This is a genomic window from Clostridioides sp. LIBA-7678 (assembly GCF_056716065.1).
Genome location: NZ_CP196987.1, coordinates 823,530 through 843,946, shown reverse-complemented (window position 1 = coordinate 843,946; position 20,417 = coordinate 823,530). Strand labels below are relative to the sequence as shown.

15 protein-coding genes, 1 tRNA gene and 1 other annotated feature are annotated in these 20,417 nt (G+C 28.2%); of the genes, 3 read left to right on the top strand and 13 right to left on the bottom strand.

Translation table 11 applies throughout. The annotated features are described in order from the left end of the window. Positions 1–581 precede the first annotated feature (581 nt). The 10 genes from ACTG46_RS04190 to ACTG46_RS04145 form a co-directional block, all read right to left on the bottom strand. Positions 582–1,304, bottom strand: coding sequence for an amino acid ABC transporter ATP-binding protein (locus ACTG46_RS04190; protein WP_054269277.1), 723 nt, complete (start codon positions 1,302–1,304; stop codon positions 582–584). A gap of 58 nt (positions 1,305–1,362) precedes the next feature. Continuing rightward, positions 1,363–2,040, bottom strand: coding sequence for an amino acid ABC transporter permease (locus tag ACTG46_RS04185; protein ID WP_054269276.1), 678 nt, complete (start codon positions 2,038–2,040; stop codon positions 1,363–1,365). A gap of 27 nt (positions 2,041–2,067) precedes the next feature. Next, the gene (locus ACTG46_RS04180) at positions 2,068–2,883 is read right to left on the bottom strand and encodes a transporter substrate-binding domain-containing protein (RefSeq protein WP_054269275.1); all 816 of its coding nucleotides are present in this window, start codon (positions 2,881–2,883) and stop codon (positions 2,068–2,070) included. Between the two features lie 225 nt (positions 2,884–3,108). Then, positions 3,109–3,321: a binding site (T-box leader), on the bottom strand. A gap of 319 nt (positions 3,322–3,640) precedes the next feature. Next, a complete protein-coding gene (locus tag ACTG46_RS04175; protein WP_479923667.1) occupies positions 3,641–5,707 on the bottom strand; it encodes an ATP-dependent helicase in 2,067 nt (688 codons plus the stop codon). A gap of 76 nt (positions 5,708–5,783) precedes the next feature. Then, positions 5,784–8,813 carry an EAL domain-containing protein gene (locus ACTG46_RS04170; RefSeq protein ID WP_479923666.1) on the bottom strand — a complete coding sequence of 1,010 codons (3,030 nt, stop codon included), beginning with the start codon at positions 8,811–8,813 and terminating at the stop codon, positions 5,784–5,786. 52 nt (positions 8,814–8,865) lie between these two features. Continuing rightward, a complete protein-coding gene (locus ACTG46_RS04165) occupies positions 8,866–10,326 on the bottom strand; it encodes an extracellular solute-binding protein (RefSeq protein ID WP_054269273.1) in 1,461 nt (486 codons plus the stop codon). A 92-nt stretch (positions 10,327–10,418) separates the two neighbouring features. Next, positions 10,419–10,793, bottom strand: coding sequence for a hypothetical protein (locus ACTG46_RS04160; RefSeq protein WP_054276063.1), 375 nt, complete (start codon positions 10,791–10,793; stop codon positions 10,419–10,421). 177 nt (positions 10,794–10,970) lie between these two features. Then, positions 10,971–11,711 (bottom strand): flagellar motor protein MotB, encoded by a 741-nt coding sequence (locus ACTG46_RS04155; protein WP_054269271.1) that lies wholly within the window; start codon positions 11,709–11,711, stop codon positions 10,971–10,973. A 21-nt stretch (positions 11,712–11,732) separates the two neighbouring features. Next, complete coding sequence (locus tag ACTG46_RS04150) at positions 11,733–12,521, bottom strand: flagellar motor protein (protein WP_054269270.1); 789 nt, start codon at positions 12,519–12,521, stop codon at positions 11,733–11,735. 94 nt (positions 12,522–12,615) lie between these two features. Next, positions 12,616–12,706: transfer RNA gene (locus tag ACTG46_RS04145), tRNA-Ser, on the bottom strand. A gap of 260 nt (positions 12,707–12,966) precedes the next feature. Here ACTG46_RS04145 and ACTG46_RS04140 point away from each other — a divergent pair. After that, on the top strand, positions 12,967–13,731 hold the full coding sequence (locus tag ACTG46_RS04140; protein WP_054269269.1) for a DeoR/GlpR family DNA-binding transcription regulator: 765 nt from the start codon (positions 12,967–12,969) through the stop codon (positions 13,729–13,731). 253 nt (positions 13,732–13,984) lie between these two features. On the opposite strand, the gene ACTG46_RS04135 is transcribed toward ACTG46_RS04140, so the two are convergent. After that, positions 13,985–15,100, bottom strand: coding sequence for an ethanolamine utilization protein EutH (locus tag ACTG46_RS04135; RefSeq protein ID WP_074179182.1), 1,116 nt, complete (start codon positions 15,098–15,100; stop codon positions 13,985–13,987). A gap of 40 nt (positions 15,101–15,140) precedes the next feature. Next, the gene (glpK, locus tag ACTG46_RS04130) at positions 15,141–16,667 is read right to left on the bottom strand and encodes a glycerol kinase GlpK (RefSeq protein WP_054269267.1); all 1,527 of its coding nucleotides are present in this window, start codon (positions 16,665–16,667) and stop codon (positions 15,141–15,143) included. 290 nt (positions 16,668–16,957) lie between these two features. Here glpK and ACTG46_RS04125 point away from each other — a divergent pair, with 290 nt between their 5' ends. After that, the gene (locus ACTG46_RS04125) at positions 16,958–18,055 is read left to right on the top strand and encodes a pyridoxal-phosphate-dependent aminotransferase family protein (protein ID WP_479923665.1); all 1,098 of its coding nucleotides are present in this window, start codon (positions 16,958–16,960) and stop codon (positions 18,053–18,055) included. A gap of 425 nt (positions 18,056–18,480) precedes the next feature. Here ACTG46_RS04125 and ACTG46_RS04120 read toward each other — a convergent pair whose 3' ends face one another. After that, the gene (locus ACTG46_RS04120; RefSeq protein ID WP_479923664.1) at positions 18,481–18,993 is read right to left on the bottom strand and encodes a hypothetical protein; all 513 of its coding nucleotides are present in this window, start codon (positions 18,991–18,993) and stop codon (positions 18,481–18,483) included. A 544-nt stretch (positions 18,994–19,537) separates the two neighbouring features. On the opposite strand from ACTG46_RS04120, the gene ACTG46_RS04115 reads away from it, so the two are divergent. Then, positions 19,538–20,404, top strand: coding sequence for a DUF4300 family protein (locus ACTG46_RS04115; protein ID WP_479923663.1), 867 nt, complete (start codon positions 19,538–19,540; stop codon positions 20,402–20,404). Positions 20,405–20,417 lie beyond the last annotated feature (13 nt).

The following is a 20,417-nucleotide window of genomic DNA, read 5'->3' as shown; positions in this document are numbered from 1 at the left end:
CTAATTATAGTATTTTTTTTGTTAATCTTTATTAAAAAGACAATCTTAAATTTACAAAATATTCTTTCATAAAAAATTAGTTTTTTCACTTTATTATAAAGTTTTATAGTAAAATATAATATGCTTATATTATATCCTACAAAAATACGTTATAAAATACAATATATGATAAAATAATATATTATATAAAATAAATATATTATATTATACATATGCTTATTTTTACTATAAAAGTTATTTTTATAAGCTTACTTGTTATAAAAATAACTTTTATAATTTATATCAAAAAAAATATTGATTTTTGTGTCGCATTTTGTTATAATAAATTAAGGTTATCCCCCTGGTAACCCTAGTTAGTTAATATATCTATTCCCAATACCCTTTCATAAGGATATATTTTATATTTATTAAAAATCGGATTGATAACGGAAATTGATTCGGTGGAAAAAAAGAGCTTACCCCGAGCTCTTTTTTTCTGCAAAAATTTAGCAAAATAAGATTAATATAATTTTAAATTATATTAATCATCATAAAAAAAGGATGTATTGAATTTCTAATATCAATAACATCCTTTTTACATATTATAATACTTTTGCTAAGAATGATTTAGTTCTTTCATGTTTTGGGTTTCCAAAAACTTCTTCTGGAGTATTGTCTTCTAGTACACTTCCTCCATCTATAAAAATAACTCTATCTGCTACTTCTTTCGCAAATCCCATCTCATGAGTTACAATTGCCATTGTCATCCCTTCTTTTGCAAGTTCCTTTATAACATCAAGAACCTCGTTTACCATTTCTGGGTCAAGAGCGGATGTTGGCTCATCGAACAACATCATATCGGGTTCCATAGCAAGCGCTCTAGCTATTGCTATTCTCTGCTTCTGACCTCCAGATAATTGTGATGGATAAGAATCTTTTTTATCTAAAAGACCAACTCTACTTAACAAAACTTCTGCTTTTTTTTCTGCTTCTTCTTTAGTCATCTTTTTTAATTTAATTGGTGCTAATGTTATATTATCTAAAATAGTCTTATGTGGGAATAAATTAAAGTTTTGAAACACCATACCTATATTTTGTCTAATTTCATCAATATTAGTTTTTTTATCAACCAAATTTTTTCCTTCAAATATTATATCTCCACCTGTAGGTATTTCTAGTAAATTCATACATCTAAGAAGTGTACTTTTACCAGAACCACTAGGACCTACTATAACCATTATTTCGCCTTTAGCGATTTCTAAGTCTATATTTTTTAATACATTTAAATCTCCAAAAGATTTACTTAAATTTTTTATTGTAATCATATTATCACTTTCCTTTTTACTATTCTATGTTTTCCCTAAATGCTAAACACGCTCTCATCTAGTTAGACACAGACAGTTTCTTTTCTAATAATCCAACTAATCTTGATAGAGTAAATGTTATAACAAAGTAAATTGCTGCTGCTACTATTAATGGCTCTAATGCTTTGAATGCTGCATTTTTTACTATATCAGCAGTACGCATTATTTCAACAACTCCTATTACAGAGATTATTGAAGATTCTTTTACAAGTGTAATAAACTCATTTGCTAATGAAGGTAGTATATTTTTTATAGCCTGAGGTATTATTATATATCTCATAGTTGACCAGTAATTTAATCCTAGTGATCTACTTGCTTCCATTTGTCCATTATCAACTGATTGTATACCTGATCTAAGTATCTCTGCCACATATGCTCCAGAGTTTACTGATAATGCAAATGCACTAGCTATAAATTCACTTGGTATACCAAATAACATAGGGAATCTTATTCCTAATTGAGGTAATCCAAACCATACTATATATATCTGTACTAATAATGGTGTTCCTCTTAAAATCTCAATATAGATTGATGATATTGCTCTTAATACTTTACTCTTGGATATTCTTGCCATACAGATGATTATACCTATTATAAATCCAAAGCATAATGCCACAAGAGAAATTCCTACTGTCACACCTGTTCCTTCCAGAAAAGAAGTTCCAAATCTACTTAAAAAACTAAAATCTAAACTCATAATTTCATCTCCCACATAACTTTCTTACTAATTTGAAGCAGCTTCAGTAGATGCTTCATTTAAAAATTCTTCTATTTTTTTACCATCTTGTAATTCTTTTATCTTTTTATTCAATAATTCTATAAAGTCTTTGTTGTTATCAGCTTTTTTGATTGCTGCTGCCATACCTTCTGTTACATCTTTACCAACTTCAGTATTTGCCATTTTGATTCCATCATATTTTTTAACATTTATTAAAGAAACTGCTTCATTAGTAACAACAGCATCTATGTTTCCATTTTTTAATTCTGTAATTAAATCAGGTATTGCTTTTAAAGATTTAGTAGTTGTCATTTTTAGAGTATTAACTACATATTCTTCTTGGATACTTCCTGCTTGTACTCCAACTTTAAGTTTCTTTAAATCATCTTCAGTCTTTACTTTATCTATATCTGCATCTTTAACTATAACTGCATTTCTACTTAAATAATATAACTCTGAGAAATCAACACTCTTTTCTCTTTCTGGTGTTGGTGACATACCTGCAAGAACTATGTCAACTTGGTCTGCATTTAAAGCACCTATTAATCCATCAAATGACATATCTTTAATTTCAACTTTTACACCAAGCTCCTTTGCAAATTCTTCAGCTAACATTACATCGAATCCTTTTATTGAATCTTTACCATCTACTACTTTATGAAATTCAAATGGTGGGAATTCTGCACTAGTACCTACAACTAATTTTCCATTTTCTTTTATTTGCTCTAATTTTGTTTTTTCTTCTCCACCACTACATCCTACTAGTGATAAAGTTAATCCTAATACTAATCCTAAACTTAATAATTTTTTAAATACTTTCATTTTTATTACCCCTCTCTTTTAATTATAATTTCCCTCAAATTTTAATACTTTCATGTTTCAAGTTACAAAAAAAGTCTCTCAGTCTTTAATGACTAAGAGACGACTTTACCGCGTTACCACTCTTATTGATAAATACTCTTACAACTTTCAAAATTTGTGAATTTTAGCTTTTAAGCTATGTGGATATTTTAATTTTAAAATCAAAAAAGTCCCTTAGCTTTACAGCTAAGAGACGAATTATATCCGCGTTACCACTCTTTTTGATAAGTAAGTACTTATCCTCTCAATCCCTTAAGGCGGGCAGACCAATTATCATACTAAAAAACTTCTGATAATCTCCTCCAGAGCTCTCTTCACATAGACTTCATTGCTAGGCTTACACCAAACCCTAACTCGCTGTAAATCCATATATGCTACTTTCTCTATCACTGGATTTGTTTCCTTAAATTGTTAATACAATTGTACTTCCTTATAATATTTTTGTCAATAAGTTTTTTATTTTTTTAATAATTTTATTTGTAAATTATTTAAACACTACGATGTATATTTGGCTCTACTCTTTAGATAATCATACATAGAATCTTTTAGATTTATTTATATTCTTTGGATATTAATAAATAATATTTTTCATATTTTGAGCTATTTTTTTAATAATACATTTTATATCTATATCTTTGCCCTAAATATCATACATAAATAATATAATTCTTTCTTACCTATAAAATAATACATTTTATATCTAATTTTGCTTTCTAAATTAAATAATATAAATTATATTCTTCAATAAGCAAGTTTTCAGGTCTAAAATTCGCTCCCTATCTTTAAACTTTATTGTAAACATAATTCCATCTTTTTTAATTATTTCTCCTTCATGAAATTTTTTATGGTATACCTTATCACCTACACCAATACTATCAATTTCTTTTTTGGTTGGAGATTTTATGTCATTAATAAACAGTGATTTATCAACTTTTTTACCATATTTATTTAACGTAGAACTTATACACAATTTTTCTTCAGCTCTTGTAATAGCAACATACATAAGTCGTCTTTCTTCTTCTAATTGTTCTTCTTTTTTCTCTTCCTTACAAATATCATATGACTTTTCATGAGGTATTGTTCCTTCATTTACGCCTATAATATAAACATTTCTAAATTCTAATCCTTTTGCACTATGCATAGTTGTAAATATGACACCATCAGTCTGTTTATTCTTATTGTTTTCCATTAACTCAGTATTTACTCTCTCAATATGCTCTAAAAACTCTGTCACAGTATTAAAGTTTGTCGCTGAACTCTCAAGCTCATTTAATATCTCTACAAGACCATTAGTCTTTATTTTTCTGTTACTACAATAATCTAAGACATATCTATCATAATCAAGACTAGTTCTAATATAAGATATTGCATTTTTAGGATTTAAAGTGTTTAAATAACTTAAATCTATTTCCAAATCAGTTATTGTTTTGATTTGTTTAGGATGAAGATTACATTTGTTTATTAATGCTGTTATAAAATCATTTTCATCTTTAGCCATACTTACACTATCCTTAGATATATATCTAAATGGCTTATTTATGATTCTTAACCAATCTTTATTTGACTTTGGATTAATGCCTATTCTTAAATACGATAGTATATCTTGACTCGCCCAATGATCATATATTGTGATTACTGAATCTTTTACCACAAATGGAATTCTCATATCCATAAATACATCCACCAATGCTCTTGACTGTATATTGGTTCTATAAATCACTGCAAAGTCTGAATACTCTACATAATCTTTTTTTATTTCGTCAATTATTTCCTTGGCAATATGTAAAGCTTCCTCCTCTGAATCATGTGGACAAATATAACTCACACTTCCTCCAGTACCCTGACTACATTTAATGTTTTTTTCATATCTATTTTTATTTTTTTCTATAAGCCTGTTTGCAGTATGTACTATCTCACTTTTAGACCTATAATTTACATCTAATATTATTTTTTTAGTATTATTGAAATACTTTTCAAATTCAAGCAAAAAGTCTGGTCTTGCTCCTCTAAAACCATATATACTTTGGTCTTCATCTCCAACAGCAAATATGTTATTTAAAGGATTTGAGATTAATTTTAAAACTTCAAATTGTACTTTATTTATATCCTGAAATTCATCTATCAATATATATTTATATACATTTCTAACCATTTCTAATGCAGACTTATTGTTCAAAAGTAAATAATAAGTTTTTATAAGCATATCATCAAAGTCAATTTTATTAACTTTAGATTTTTGTTCTTCATATAAATTATATACCTTCAAAAACTCATCTTTTGTCAATACCTCTGAATTAAAGTCGTTCTTATCCATAAGTTCATTTTTTACATAAGAAATTTCATTTATAACTTGTCCTACATTCTCATCATCATCAGCATTTTCTATATTTAAGCTCTTTAGTATTGCCTTGATTGTTATTCGCTTTGATTTCTCATCAAATATACTATCTAGATTATACCTTTCAAAGTATCTTAGGATTTTAAAAAATACAGAGTGAAAAGTACCATAAGTTACCTTATTGAGTCTTATATCATCACTTAAACTTAAAGCTCTATTTTTCATTTCTATTGAAGATGCCTTTGTAAAGCTTATTGCTAAGATTCTTGTTGGCGCTATATTTTTATTTACTACCATATTAGCTATTCTATATGTAATTACTCTTGTCTTACCTGAACCAGGCCCTGCAAGTATCATGCAAGGCCCATCTATATGTTCAACTGCTTCTAATTGATTTTCATTTAACTTTCTTATATCTATATTTGTTGTGATTATTAGCTCCACCACCCTAATTTATAATTATATTATTTTCTTTTTAATTATAAACCAAAAGTTCATAAAAATACATGTAATTTTTCCTCTATTAAATCACATCATTCCTATTTTCATGACACATCTTGAGCTCTTTCTTAATTTTATCACTTACATCTTCAGGGATAAATGATGGTTTACTAATATAATACCCCTGCATATAATCTATTCCAAGATTAATTAATGTTTCCATCTCACTTTTAGTCTCTACACCTTCTGCTATTACTTTAATATCTCTTTCATTAGAATATGAAATAAGGTTTTTTAATATTTTCTGTCTGTCTTCATCTTTATCAATACCTCTTACAATGGACATATCAATCTTTACGTAATTTGGCATTATATATAACAGTACAGCATCTCCATTGTAACCTGTTCCAAAATCATCCAAAGCAATCTCTATATTCCAATGGCTTATATAAGATTTCTTTTTCTCAATAAAATCTTCATTAATTTTATCATTTTCTGTTATTTCTAATACAACTCTATTTAAATATCTACCATATAAATCTTCAATTTCTTCAAAATCAACTCTTGATAAGTTATTATTTGGAATAGAATTTAAAAACAATTTACAATCTCCAAACTTATCTCTGTATTTTTTAAAGGATTTAAGTGCTTTGAACCATGTAATACGCTCAATTTGATAGAGTTTAGATTGTGAACGAGCCAATCTAATAACATCTACTGGAGAACTGAAAGTCTTTATTTTAGGTCTCATAAGCGCCTCATATGCAAAAACTTCTCCTTTACAATCTACAATAGCTTGAAATGCATATTCAACAAGTTGTCCATCAATCAATTTATTTAACTCTTCTCTATTACTCAGTAAGAATGAATCTTTATTATATACATTAATATCAAACTCACTCACTTCGCCCTTGATTGTATTTTTAATTTGATACATAGCAAAATCTGCATATCTCATTAATTCATCATAATTACATGAGTCATAAGGATACCAAGAAACCCCAGCTGATGCCCTTATTTTAAATTCTGTTCCATCATGAAGTTTTAGTAATGTATTGCTCATCTGTATCTTAACAGAATTGATAATATCTCTTATACTCTCTTTACTCTCATATCCATATATAAACACATAAAACTCATCACCTGAAAGCCTAGAAACTATACCATTCCATGATATAAACTTTTTAAGTATACCTGCTGCACATCTAATGTATTCATCACCAGCATCATGTCCATATGTATCATTGATATATTTTAAATTATCTAAGTCCCACATAATAAAGGCTGCTACCTTAAGTTCATCTTTATTTTTAAATTTCTCTTGAATCTGTGAGTAAAATGCTCTTCTATTTAAAAGATTAGTTAAAATATCAAAATCTCTTTCATATTCTATCTTCCTTTTCTCAATGAACTCTTTGGTTACATCTACAACAACACCAAGAACCTTTAGCTCATCTTCAACAATATTTAGTCTTACCCACTTAGACCTTTTATCTTCAGATTCAAATTTATATATGTACGTATTTTCTGTTTCATAACTTTCTTGTAAATATTCATCTAGCTCTTTTAGTTTTTTAAGAAACTTATCTTTTCTCACATAACCATATTCTTGAAATTCTTTTTCTGTAATAAATACATTAAAAAATTCTTTTGTACAAAAAACGCTCTCTGTATTTTTATACAATTCAAAAGCCCCAATAGGCATATCTACCATCTCAATAATCTGTGATAATTTTGAAGAAGAGTCTGCAACATTTGCACTAAGTATCTCTATAGCCGAAGATAATTCATCTATTTCAGATATATTTATCTTATCAAGATTTACTGGTTTTGATGGGTTACTATTTCTAACTTTTTTAGCTAGAAGAACAATTGGTTTTGTAAATAATCTTGATGCTATATAAATACCTACAAGTCCTATTGCTAAAGAAATTGCAATAGAAATTATAACTAACCTCTCAACTCTTTTTGAAAAAGACAAAAGACTTTTTTCCTCAATAATACCCAAAAGTGCCCAACGTTCATTTTCAAATGGAGTATTAGAGTTGTATAAATCTATATATTGTACACTAGCATAAATATTACCACAACTATAATCATCCTCTTCATTTTTAATCTTATATACATTCTTATAAGATTCTTTCTGTTCTAAATTAGAATGTAAACCATCCCAAAATTTTTCTTTTAGTGAATATCCATTTGAAACTACATTTTCAAATGCCATATCATCATTCCTGTCTACACCTAAAATGTAATTACCTTTTTTATTACTATGTATCTCTGTATATGGCAGTAATTCACTTAAATAGTTTATACTTAAATCTATTCCAAGCACTCCATATACAGTTCCATCTTCATAAATAAGAGGAACTGAATATGTCATTACCTTATCTCCTGCATTTGTCAATAGAAACTGGCTTCCCCAGTAACCTAAATTAGAACTTGATACATTTGGGTTATCAATCGCCGCTCTAAATGGCTTGTAAAAAAAATTATCTCCCTTTCGTGTATTTTCACCTTTAAATGAAAATTTTGGAGCCCAATAACTATCCATAGATATTCCAAAGTTTCTTGCTATATCTGATGAACCTCTCTCAATTAACAAATCAGAATTGTCATTTGGGTTAAATTTAGGGTCTAAATCTCTTATGTACAATCCAGTCTTGCTTACTTCACCTTTATTATTCATAGAATCATTTTCAATATTTTTATTACTTAAGATTATAAAAGAACCTGTCACAGAGTTTTTTCTCAAAAGATATATCAAATTGCTTGATATATTTTTTATAATCTCTTTGTTAATTTCTTCATTGTCACCCACATCCTTGATTGAAGCATTATTTTCATCCAAGATCTTCTTTACAGATGAATTAATTGCGGATTCTGTTTCACTTGTTTTTGACCATCTTTGCAACATCTCATTTTGTATATAGTTTTTGCGATTAATTACTCTTTCATTTAAAATATCAAATGAGTTGTCATTTAACTTCTGAATAGTTCCTCCCCATAAAATTGTGGCACAAAATAAACTTGTTTGAATTAGCATAACAATAATTAGGGGAAATATCATCTTTTTCATTATTGAATTATTTTTTCTTAGATTGTTTTCCATACTTATTCCACCTATACCTTTGTGCATGTCGACACATTAACCGCCAATTCACCTACTCTTTTGTAGCATTTTCAAGCTCAGCCTTAAAATTTTTGAACCAAGTTTCAAAATTCTTGTCATTATTAAATTGTGTTACTGCATCCTTTTTAGAAGTTCCATTTTTTATTAATTCATTTATTTTATTTAAATCTTCTTTAGCTTTATCAAGCATTGAATATTCAAGAACTTGTCTAGCTTTAGTTCCACCATCAAAGGCTTTATTCGTATATAAATTACAACTATTAATTTGTTCAATAGATGAGACTAATGAGCCCTCAACTTTATCTGATACCTTTAAATCATCTTTTTTCATAACTTCTTTTATAACATCTAAATCATTTGTTTTTTTCTTCACTGGTAAGTATCCAGAAGAAATAGAGAATTTTATATTAGGTTCTTTATCTGTAAACCATTTTAAGAATTCTACTGATGCAAATTCTTCTTCTTTAGTGGATTTTGTTACAGCCATTCCTGCACCTTGTTGTACCGCATATTTTTCTTTTCCTTTAAAACGTGGAGCTTGAAAAACAGATGTTTCAATCTTATAACTCTCATTGTCATTTAACATTACTCTATCTGGGAAGTATGCTGCTCCTGAGCTAGAACCCACAAGAGCTAATATATCTCCTGTTTTTGCATCATCAGAACGAAACTTACCATAAGATGCGAAATACCCATTTATATATGGGACATAAAAATTATCCCATAATTTTCTCATAACTTTTTCATCAATATTTAATGTAACTTTTCCATCTTTAACAGAAAAAAGTTCTACTCCTAATTGTTTACTTCCTATAATAATATAATTTGCTAAAGCATCTCTTCCAAAAAATGCTTTACCATCATTAGGTTCTTTTGTTAAACTATCTGTCCATTCATAATATTTTTTTGATATTTCTGTTAATCCCTCTATTGTTTTTATATCATCTATATTTGAATTTGTAGCTTTGGCAAATTTATCCCAATCAGTCTTATTTATCATCAAAACCTCAGTCGATTTTGCAATTGGAAAAAGTTTAAATTCATCATTAGAATTTATTCTACCCTCTTCTACATATTCTTCTATATATTCATTTAATTCCTCTTTACTTATATACTTGTCCATGTCCACTAGTAATCCTAATTTGTCCATTTCATAGGCAGTATCTGAGTATGCTGCAAATATATTTGGTACATCTTCAGAACCAACTTTTTTATTTGCAGAATCTAAAACCTTTTCTGATAAATCAACTACATTACCTTGACTAAACGCTTCAATAATAATTCCTTTTTCAGCACCTACAGTATCATTAAATTCCTTAACAAGCTTATCAAAAGCCATTTTTTGCTGTCCATTATAATAATGCCAAATTTCTATCGATGTCGGATTCTCTGGATCTAGCTTATAATTATCTTCCTTTTTCAAACTACACCCTGTAAGTAATAAAACAATCATTGATGTGATAATTAATTTCGCAAACTTACGCCTATTCATAAAATCTACTCCTTCAAATTTATAAAATTTATAATAGCATTAAAACTGCAACTTCACTATTTATATTAATTATAGAACGTTTACTGATATATTTAAACAGGATTAACAACATATTTAAAAGCAATTAAGAAACATATAATTACAAATATTGAAAATAAAGCTTTTACATAATTTTTATTTCTAAATGCCCCAAACGATACTAAACCTTGTTGAATAGCTACTGTAATCACTAAAAGTATCATTATTACATTAAGTTGAACTAACTTAAACAAATAAAGTAAAGAAAATATTACTAAAAGGACACATAACACAATACTAGACTTATTGATAATATCATCAATTTTATCTACCTTTTTAGAATTTTTATTAGTTTCCTTTAATTTTTCTTTATTTAAAGTCTCAACTTTTTTATTATACCTTTGTCTCGTTTTATCTTTATACTTTGTGTTTTTATTCTTATTACTCATTTGTTTCCTCACCCTCTATAAAATTTTTTAAATTGAGTTTTTATTGTTTAAACATTATATATTTAAGATACCATATATTCTTCAAAAAAGGTAACTTACTGTTCATCTATTTTTAATTTTAACACAAAAAAACTATCTCTTTTTAGAAATAATTCTATATTGAGATAGTTTGTTTAACTATTTATTTTCACCAACATTTTCTACATTATCATATTTACTATCAACTAAGACTATATCAACTCTCCTATTTTTTGACCTACCATCTTGAGATGAATTTTCTGCTATTGGTCTAAATTCGCCATATCCTACAGCAGACAACTTATCTGGTGCTATACCTGCACTATCAATAAGAAGTTGAACAACATTAGTTGCTCTCATAACTGATAAATCCCAATTCGACTTAAATTCAGAATTTTTTATAGACATATTGTCCGTGTGACCTTCTACTCTTATGTAACTGTTCATTTCATTTAGCATCTTACCTATTTGGATAATCTTATCTCTAGAATTACTCTTTACAATTGCTTTTCCAGTATCAAATAATATAGTATCTTTAAGACTTATTACCAACCCTCTATCTTGAGCTTTTAATGATACTGAATTTGCCATACCATTTTCGTTTAAATACTTTTGAATTTCCTCTCCTACTTTTTTAAACTCAGCATTTTGTAAACTATCTAAATTACTACTACCTGGTTCAACTACTGGTTCCATTTGGCTTTTACCACCTTCAATAACTCCTGAAGAACCACCAAAAGCAGAATTTAGAGATTCAGATAATTGTTTATATTTCTCTGCATCAACATTACTCATAGAATACATTATGACAAAGAAAATCATAAGTAGTGTTATGAGGTCTGAATAAGTTAAAAGCCATCGCTCATTGTTTTCTTCTTTTTCATCTTCATCATGTAACATAAATATTCCATCCTTATTATATTATTCAGTTCTACCATCAGTTTCTTCAAGTTCAATTAATTCTTTTGAATTTAAAAATATTTTTAATTTTTCTGTCATTAAATTAGAATTATCACCCTCAAGTATAGATAATATTGCTTCTATTACCAAAAGTCTTTCATTTATTTCTTGTTGATTTATAGCCTTAAGTTTTGATGCTACTGGTATCCATATTAAATTGGCAGAACCAACACCATACAATGTAGCTAGAAATGCAACAGATATTTGAGGTCCCAGTGCATCTGGGTTACTCGAAAGATTACCTAAAATATGTACTAATCCCATAACTGTACCTATTATCCCCAGTGTAGGTGCAAATCCCCCTGCTGAATCAAATATTGATATACCTTCTTTATGTCGTTTTGATGTTACTTGTATCTGCGATTCCAAGATATTTCTTATAGTAGCTGAATCGACTCCATCTACCATAAGTTCAAGCCCCTTTCTAATAAAAGGGTCTAAGTCATCATTCTCACTTATTTCTTTATCAATGCTAAGAAGCCCCTCTTTTCTAGCTTTAATTGCAATTTCTTTAAAATAGATTATATTTTCTACATTATTAGGTTTTTTATTTTTAAAAGCTAATAACATTATCTTTATGGACTTTTTAAATACAGGGAATGGTGTTGAGGCTCCAACGGCACCTATAGTTCCACCAAAAACAACAAGTGCTGATGAAAATACAAATAGTGCTCCAACGTGTCCTCCATCAATAACAAAAGCAACCACTAAAGACGCTATTCCCACTATGAAAAAAATTAAAGTTGTCATCTATTTCCTCCTTTCTTTAGTTTTACTTGATAAATTACTTTTATTAATAGACACTACAAAAAGACTACCTTTAACAAGAATAGCCTTTAATAATTGGCGGAGAAGGAGGGATTCGAACCCTCGCACCGGTTACCCAGCCTAATCCCTTAGCAGGGGATCCTCTTGAGCCACTTGAGTACTTCTCCAGATTGTCTGTACTAGTAAATTATATAATAAAATTATATTTTAGTCAATTATTTTGTAAAATTTAAGTTATTTTGAATTATTAAATATCTATTTTTACTTTTTTGCTTAAATGTAAGTTTCAAATATGGTAAAATTATCTTGCATAATACTTATAATATTATTTGATAACTATACATACATTAATAAATATACATAAATCCTGACTTAATCATAAGTTATGCCAAAATCTAAAATAATATTAACCCAAGGAGGATATTCCATGCTACCACAAGAAAGATACGAGAAGATTTTAAGTATTCTCGAATCAGATAATATAATTAAAATAAATGACATCGTTCAAATGTTTGACATATCAATAGAAACTGCACGAAGAGATTTAGCTCATATGGAAAGTATCGGGCTTTTAAAAAGAGTCTATGGTGGTGCTATACCAGTTATAGCAAGTAGTGTAGAACTCAACTATGTTAAAAGAAAAAAAATAAACTCAAATGATAAAAAACAAATTGCCATAAAATGCAGTGAGTTTATAAATACAAATGATACTATTTTTATGGATACTGGAACTACTGTCCTTGAAGTTTCAAAAAATTTAAAAGATAAAAAAAATCTAACTGTAATAACCAACTCAATTTTAGTGGCAAATGAACTTATGAATACTAATATAAAAGTATACGTGCTTGGTGGTTATCTTAGAGAAACTGAAGGTTCTTTTTCTGGTCCACTTACACTGTCAGCTATTGAACAGTTTAATGTTGATAAAGCTATTTTAGGTGCTGGAGGTATCACTCTTGAAAATGGTATTTCTGACTATCATTTAGAAGAGGCACTTGTTAGAAAAAAAATGATTGAAAGGTCTAGAAAATCCATAGTGGTTGTTGAACCTCCTAAGTTTGGTATAAATTCATTTGCATCAGTTGCTCCTATAGAACATATAGATACTATTATTACATCTTCTAGTATAGACCATGATATAATAATAGAATTTTCTCAGAGAGGAATACCTTTAGTCATAGCTGATAATTAGTTCATATGATTGGTTTTTGATTCCTTGATATAATAGATTAAAGTTAAGGAGCCAAATAATTATTTATTTAGCTCCATTTATATCTAAACAATACTTTATGTTTTTTATTATGTTACTATTTTGAGATTAGTTTAATACTTTCAATTACTTCAATGTTTATGCTACTTTATTATTTTGAACTATTTAATTATGTTATTAGTCATTTGATTTTTTAATTTAAAGTGACTTAAATTCTGTTTAAGTACTACTCGTTTCATACAACATCTTTCTTCACTCTAATATTTTGTTCTTCTTCTAAAGTTAAATCTTTTGTCATCACCATAGCAAGTGCAATTGCCAATACTCCACCAATCAACTTTCCAATTACGACAGGTGTAATCATCTCTGGTACTACTCCTGCTGTAAATCCTAAATGGTCTCCTAGAGCTGCTGTAGCACAAACCAACCATGCAGTATTTACTACTTTCCCTTTTGGACTCATATCCTTCATCATTTTATATACTGGAATACTATTAGCTAAAGTAAACACTAATCCTGCTGCACTAGTTGCATCCATGCCTAATTTTTCACCCACCATTGTAAGTGGTTTATTAAGAACTTTAACTAACAAATGCAATATTGGAAAAGTACCTAATAATACTATTGCAATACTTCCAATAACTTGAATCCCTTCTCTTATTGGTGTCATTCCTTTTATGAGTACTATACCTGTTATTTCTTGAAATGCAGCTGCTCCCAATCCTACTGTTATCAATATTGATATAAACTTCCCAAAGACTAATGACCCATTTATCATGAGTGTAGAATTAAATTTTAATCCTATAGCTAGTACCATTGCCAATATTATCACTGGTATCATATTTATAATTACCATTGATAAATTAAACCCTGCTATTAATCCTCCTACAACACCTCCAAAAGGTATTGTTATTAACCCTATTAGTAATCCTTTTGCAAAAAAGGGTCTATCTTCATATTCTATAAGACCTAATCCTACTGGGATTGAAAATACCAAAGTACATCCAAGCATAGATGACACAACTAATCCCGCAAGCATTCCTGCCTCTTTATTATGTGCAAGTTCCATAGCTAATGGATACCCTCCCATATCATTTGCTAAAATAGTAGCAAACATAGATGGGTCTGCTCCACAAAGGTTGAAGATTGGTATTATCATAGGACCTAACACATCTGAAATGACTGGAGCTAAACAAACTATACCAACCATTCCTAAAGCTAATGGCCCCATTGAATTAAATCCTTCTTCAAATTGCTCTCCAAGCCCAAACTTATTCCCAATTATTCTATCTAACGCTCCTAAAAGCACACCCACAGCCATTATGTATAATATAATTTTATCAAAGGGCATATTTAGTTCCTCCTGTATATGTAAAATTTTCTGTTGCGCCTTAATTAGCACACAATCTTTTGGTATCGTTTTCCCAATTCATAGCTCTTTTTACTGCCTGATTCCAGCCAATTAATATTTCTTCTCTTTTTTGTTCAGTCATATTTGGTATATATTTTTTACTTATTGTAAATTCGCTTCTAATCTCATCAATACTATTCCAAACACCACATGAAAGACCTGCCATATAGCCTACACCAAGTACTGTTGTTTCAGTGTTTTCTGCAATTTCAATTGGTATATCTAATATGTCAGATTGAAATTGCATGGTAAAATTATTCTTAGTAATTCCACCATCTACTCTCAACATTTTTATATTTTTACCTGAAGCTAAATTCATGGAATCAACAACATCCTTAACTTGAAGTGCAACAGATTCAAGAGTTGCCCTTACTATATGCTCTTTTTTAGTACTTCCTGTTATTCCAACCATTGTACCTCTAGCATATTGGTCCCAATAAGGTGCTGCAATACCTGCAAACGCTGGCACAAAATATACACCACCAGTACTTGTGATTGAATTTGCCATATCATCAGTTTCAGAATAATTTTTTATGACTCCAATTCCATCTCTAAGCCATTGTATCGCCGCACCTGCTATATATACACCTCCATCATAAGCATATGTAACTTTATCACCTATCTTCCAAGCAACAGTTGTCAATATACCATTACCTGCTATATTTAACTCCTCACCTATATTCATATATAAGAAACATCCTGTGCCATAAGTATTTTTTACCATACCTGGTTCAAAACATCCATTACCAAATAAAGCTGCTGGTTGGTCAACCATTGATGCAGTGATTTTTATAGAGACACCACAAAATGCCTCCTTATTTGTAGTTCCAAAATCTCCACTGGTAGGCATTATATCTGCTAAAATATTTCTAGGTATCCCTATAATATCAAGTAACTCTCTATCCCAATCCATATCTCTTATATTAAAAAGCATTGTTCTTGCTGCTGTGGATACATCAGTTAAAAAAGATTTTCCTCCTGTCATTTTCCAAATTAGCCAACTATCTAATGTTCCTGCAAGCACTTCTCCATTTTTTATTTTTTCCTTTACACCTTTTACATTGTCTATTACCCATCTAATTTTTGTGCCTGAGAAATATGGGTCTATAATTAGCCCAGTCTTATCTATTATTTTATTTTCTAGACCTGGCACCCTCTTTAAATTTTCCACATAATCATAAGTTCTCCTACACTGCCATACAATAGCATTATAAAGAGGCATACCTGTATTTTTATCCCATAGCATTACTGTTTCACCTTGATTATCTATACCAATTCCTTTTATGTCACTTTCATTGATTCCACTTTTAAAAGCTTGCTGTAATACATTATTACTTACAGTCTTTGTATTATTCCAAATTTCTATAGGGTCATGTTCGACGTATCCAGATTGTGGATATATTTGAGTATGTTCCATATAATCACTAAAAACAAACTCTGATTTTTCATTTATTAATACTGCTCTTGTTCCTGTTGTTCCTTGGTCAATTGCTAATACATATTTCACTTTAAACGTCCCCCTTATTTTTCAGAATTAATAAATTCTTTTTTATTTTTTGAATATAAAATCTATTCAAGTTATTTATATTTTATATCATTCTGTGGATTTATACAATATTTATTACAATATTTTTTGTATTTTTTAATTAAAATGATTTTAAAAGTATTTTAATTAAAATATTATTGCAATATTTACTATTTTATTCTATAATCTAGTTAAATTAACACATAAACTTATAACATATACACACAAACAGTCATAAAGAAATTAAAATTAAACTTTGAGGAGGATTTACAATGAAAAAAACATATCTATTTAGTCCTGGACCAGTAATGGTTACAGATAGGGTTAGAAATTCACTTCTTCACTATGATATATGCCATAGAGGGGATGAGTTTATGGATTTATTCAAGGATACGCAGAAGAAAATCAATAAATTATATAACGCAACTTCTGATTACTACTCATTAGTTGTATCTGGCTCTGGAACATCTGTAAATGAATGTGTATTGTCTTCTATATTCAATAAAGAAGATGCTGTTTTATTAGTTAGCAATGGTGTTTTTGGGGAAAGACTAGAAGAAATATTATCTGCTTATAATGTCAAAACATATAAGCCAAAATTTGAATGGGCAGAATATCCAGATATAGATATTTTAGAAAAATACATAATTGAGAACCCTGATATAAAAGTAATTGCCATGGTATTTCATGAAACTAGCTCAGGTATGATAAATCCAGTTCCTGAACTAGGAAAACTTGCTAAAAAGTACAATAAAATATTCTTTGTGGATGCAATAAGTGCTTCTGCAGGAGAATATATTGATGTGGATGAGTTCAATATAGATATAATAACTGGTGTTGGTGGTAAAGCCCTTGGTGCATTTCCAGGATCTGCATACATTTGTGCTAAAGAAAACATTTTACAAAATATTAAAGAATATCAATGTAAAAATGTGTACCTTAGTCTTTATAAACACTACAAACTTGCAAAATCATCCTCTCAAACACCAAATACACCTAATGTCACTTTAATATTTGCTCTTAATGAAGCTTTAACTGAGTTTTTAGAAGATGACAATAAAATAGAAAGATATAGAGAATGTTCTGCTATTTTAAGAAATGGAATGGAAGAACTAGGTCTAACATTTTTACTTCCAGATAAGTATATGTCTAATACAGTTACCTCTGTGTTTTTGCCTAAAGAAATAGATATAAATAAGTTTATATTGGATTTAGAAAGGGAAAATGGTTATGTAGTATATCCTGGAAAAGGCAAATTCTTAGATGCTAATATCTTCCAAGTCGCAAACATGGGAGAAATATATCCAGAAGATTGTTACAAATTTTTAGATGTCTTAAAATCAAAACTAGAAATTAAAAAAGCTATGTAAATATTTATAAAATTGACTTATATTACTGTTTAGAATTATTGCAAAATCCTGTTTTATCATAATAGAAAAATTTATTTCAGCATGGAGTAAACATTTAATACCATTTCGTTTTAATGCTCTTTAATCTTTACTGATTAAATTCTATAGGATATCAGTACGAATCAAATAGACTTACTTTTTTAAATTTTCATTTAATAAATTAGATTTTATATTTTCTATAAGGGTGAACTCTAAATATATAAAGTTCACCCTCATATTAAATTTTATATTGATGCAATTTTATATTTTTAATACAATCATTTTTAGATTTAGTTATCTTATGTTTTTAATACAATCGTTTTAGATTTGGTTATCCTATATTTTTGATACAACATTTTTACATTTAACTATTTTATATTTTAATATAATCGTGTTTACATTTAATGTTATTTTTCAAGCTCATCAAAGTAATTATATACAACAACTTCACCTGTTTCTTTATCTGTTGTCTTTATAATTCCTTTCGCTCCATTTACTTCTTCTTTTGTAAATTCATCATCTAACACAACTTTAAATTTATCTTCCTTCCCATATCCTTGTTGGAATTCGTCTCTTAAAATTGCATTTTTTTCTTCTTTTGGCTTCAATTCAAATTCGATTCCAGATTTCATCTCATCGAAATAGTTTAATACTACTACTTCATTATTCACTTTATTAGTAGTCTTTATAATCCCTTTTGCTCCATTCACTTCTTCTTTTGTAAATTCATCATCTAATGTTATATTGAATTTGTCTTCTTTTCCATACTCCTCTTGAAAATCTCTTTTCATCTCATTGTATTTAGTCTCAAATTCCTTATTATCATTTAATTCCATAGCTGATACATTTGTCAATGATACTCCTATCATCATAATTGTTAATGCTGAGACTACACCAGTTTTAAATTTTTTTACTTTCATATCTTACCTCCTAAATTAAATATTCTCAATGCAATTATATAAAGAAAGTCATAAGTTTTACAGTTTCATTCTTGTAACTAAAATTACTATTATGTAACCAAACTTTTCATTTCAACTATTCCTTAAAAATCACTTTTTTGAGGAATAGTTGAAATGAAATAATAAGATTTTTATGTTTATTAATAGCCTTAAAATTAGATTAATCAAATATCTTTTTAATAAAATAAAAAGTTTGTATATACTTCAAGCCAACTTATTTACTTAAAATCTTATAATAATCAACTCTAAAATATCTATCTATTCTGGCAACAGTTCATTTATTTTTACTATACAAAATATATCAAACATACTAAGCATAATTTTCTAAATATTCATAAAATACATACCCCATCTTAGTATATATATTTATATTTTCAAAAAAAGTTTTAAATAACGTTATATTTTTTACAACAGTTTTGTAATTAAAAACATATTGAAGCTAAAATTAAATGTACTATATACTATAAATATGTCGACAAAATAAATTAAAAAAGGAGAGATAGAAGTGAAAAAAAATCTATTAATAGTAATATGCTCAGTTGTCTTAGTGTTATCAAGTATAATTGCATACTCCAATATCAAGAATAATAAACTAGTTTATTCTAATATGGTAGATAAGAAAATTCAAAATAATATAAAAGAAGTTTTAGAAGAAAATAAGGTTAGTAAACAAGACATAGATACATTCATTAAAGCGATTAATAATTATAACAAACATCAAGTTAAAATACTCCAAAATAATATAAACATATCTAAATCAGGATATTCTTCAACTGATGAAAAACAAGTTCCATACAACCTTGAAAAACTACAAGATAATTGGATGAAAAAATACACTGATTATATGGACGTAAATTGTAGAATAACAGCTTTTAGACTTTTCAAAGATTTTATAAATTCAAATAAGAAATTTACTGGAGACTCTATTGATTTAAATATAGACTTAGATACTATAACGAACAATAAAGATGCTAAATTTAGTCCCAAAGATGTAGAAAAATTTATTAACTTTTTTTCTGCAATACCAACTAAAGACACAGATGACATAAGCAAAAATGCAGAACAAATAAAAAGTGAATGGAAAAAGAGAAAAATATCTTTTAGAGATAATAAAAATATGTCTATTATATGTGGATTTATTCGCTATCCAGAAACTAAAAATGTATTTATAGGTCATACAGGTATATGTATTAAGACTAGTAATGATATTTTATTTATAGAAAAGTATGGAGTTACAGCTCCTTATCAAGTTACTAAATTTAAAAGTAAAAAAGATGTAAAGAATTATATGTTCAATAGATTGAAAATGTCAGAAGGAGGAGGAGAATTACTTGACCCAATAATAATGGAAAATGATAAACTTATGAAGTAATTGCTTTAAACAC

Excerpts from the sequence above, each read along its gene's own strand:
- ACTG46_RS04190 (WP_054269277.1), bottom strand. The coding sequence starts at position 1,304 with ATGATTACAATAAAAAATTTAAGTAAATCTTTTGGAGATTTAAATGTA.
- ACTG46_RS04185 (WP_054269276.1), bottom strand. The coding sequence starts at position 2,040 with ATGAGTTTAGATTTTAGTTTTTTAAGTAGATTTGGAACTTCTTTTCTG.
- ACTG46_RS04180 (WP_054269275.1), bottom strand. The coding sequence starts at position 2,883 with ATGAAAGTATTTAAAAAATTATTAAGTTTAGGATTAGTATTAGGATTA.
- ACTG46_RS04170 (WP_479923666.1), bottom strand. The coding sequence starts at position 8,813 with ATGGAAAACAATCTAAGAAAAAATAATTCAATAATGAAAAAGATGATA.
- ACTG46_RS04165 (WP_054269273.1), bottom strand. The coding sequence starts at position 10,326 with ATGAATAGGCGTAAGTTTGCGAAATTAATTATCACATCAATGATTGTT.
- ACTG46_RS04160 (WP_054276063.1), bottom strand. The coding sequence starts at position 10,793 with ATGAGTAATAAGAATAAAAACACAAAGTATAAAGATAAAACGAGACAA.
- ACTG46_RS04155 (WP_054269271.1), bottom strand. The coding sequence starts at position 11,711 with ATGTTACATGATGAAGATGAAAAAGAAGAAAACAATGAGCGATGGCTT.
- ACTG46_RS04150 (WP_054269270.1), bottom strand. The coding sequence starts at position 12,521 with ATGACAACTTTAATTTTTTTCATAGTGGGAATAGCGTCTTTAGTGGTT.
- ACTG46_RS04140 (WP_054269269.1), top strand. The coding sequence starts at position 12,967 with ATGCTACCACAAGAAAGATACGAGAAGATTTTAAGTATTCTCGAATCA.
- ACTG46_RS04135 (WP_074179182.1), bottom strand. The coding sequence starts at position 15,100 with ATGCCCTTTGATAAAATTATATTATACATAATGGCTGTGGGTGTGCTT.
- ACTG46_RS04125 (WP_479923665.1), top strand. The coding sequence starts at position 16,958 with ATGAAAAAAACATATCTATTTAGTCCTGGACCAGTAATGGTTACAGAT.
- ACTG46_RS04120 (WP_479923664.1), bottom strand. The coding sequence starts at position 18,993 with ATGAAAGTAAAAAAATTTAAAACTGGTGTAGTCTCAGCATTAACAATT.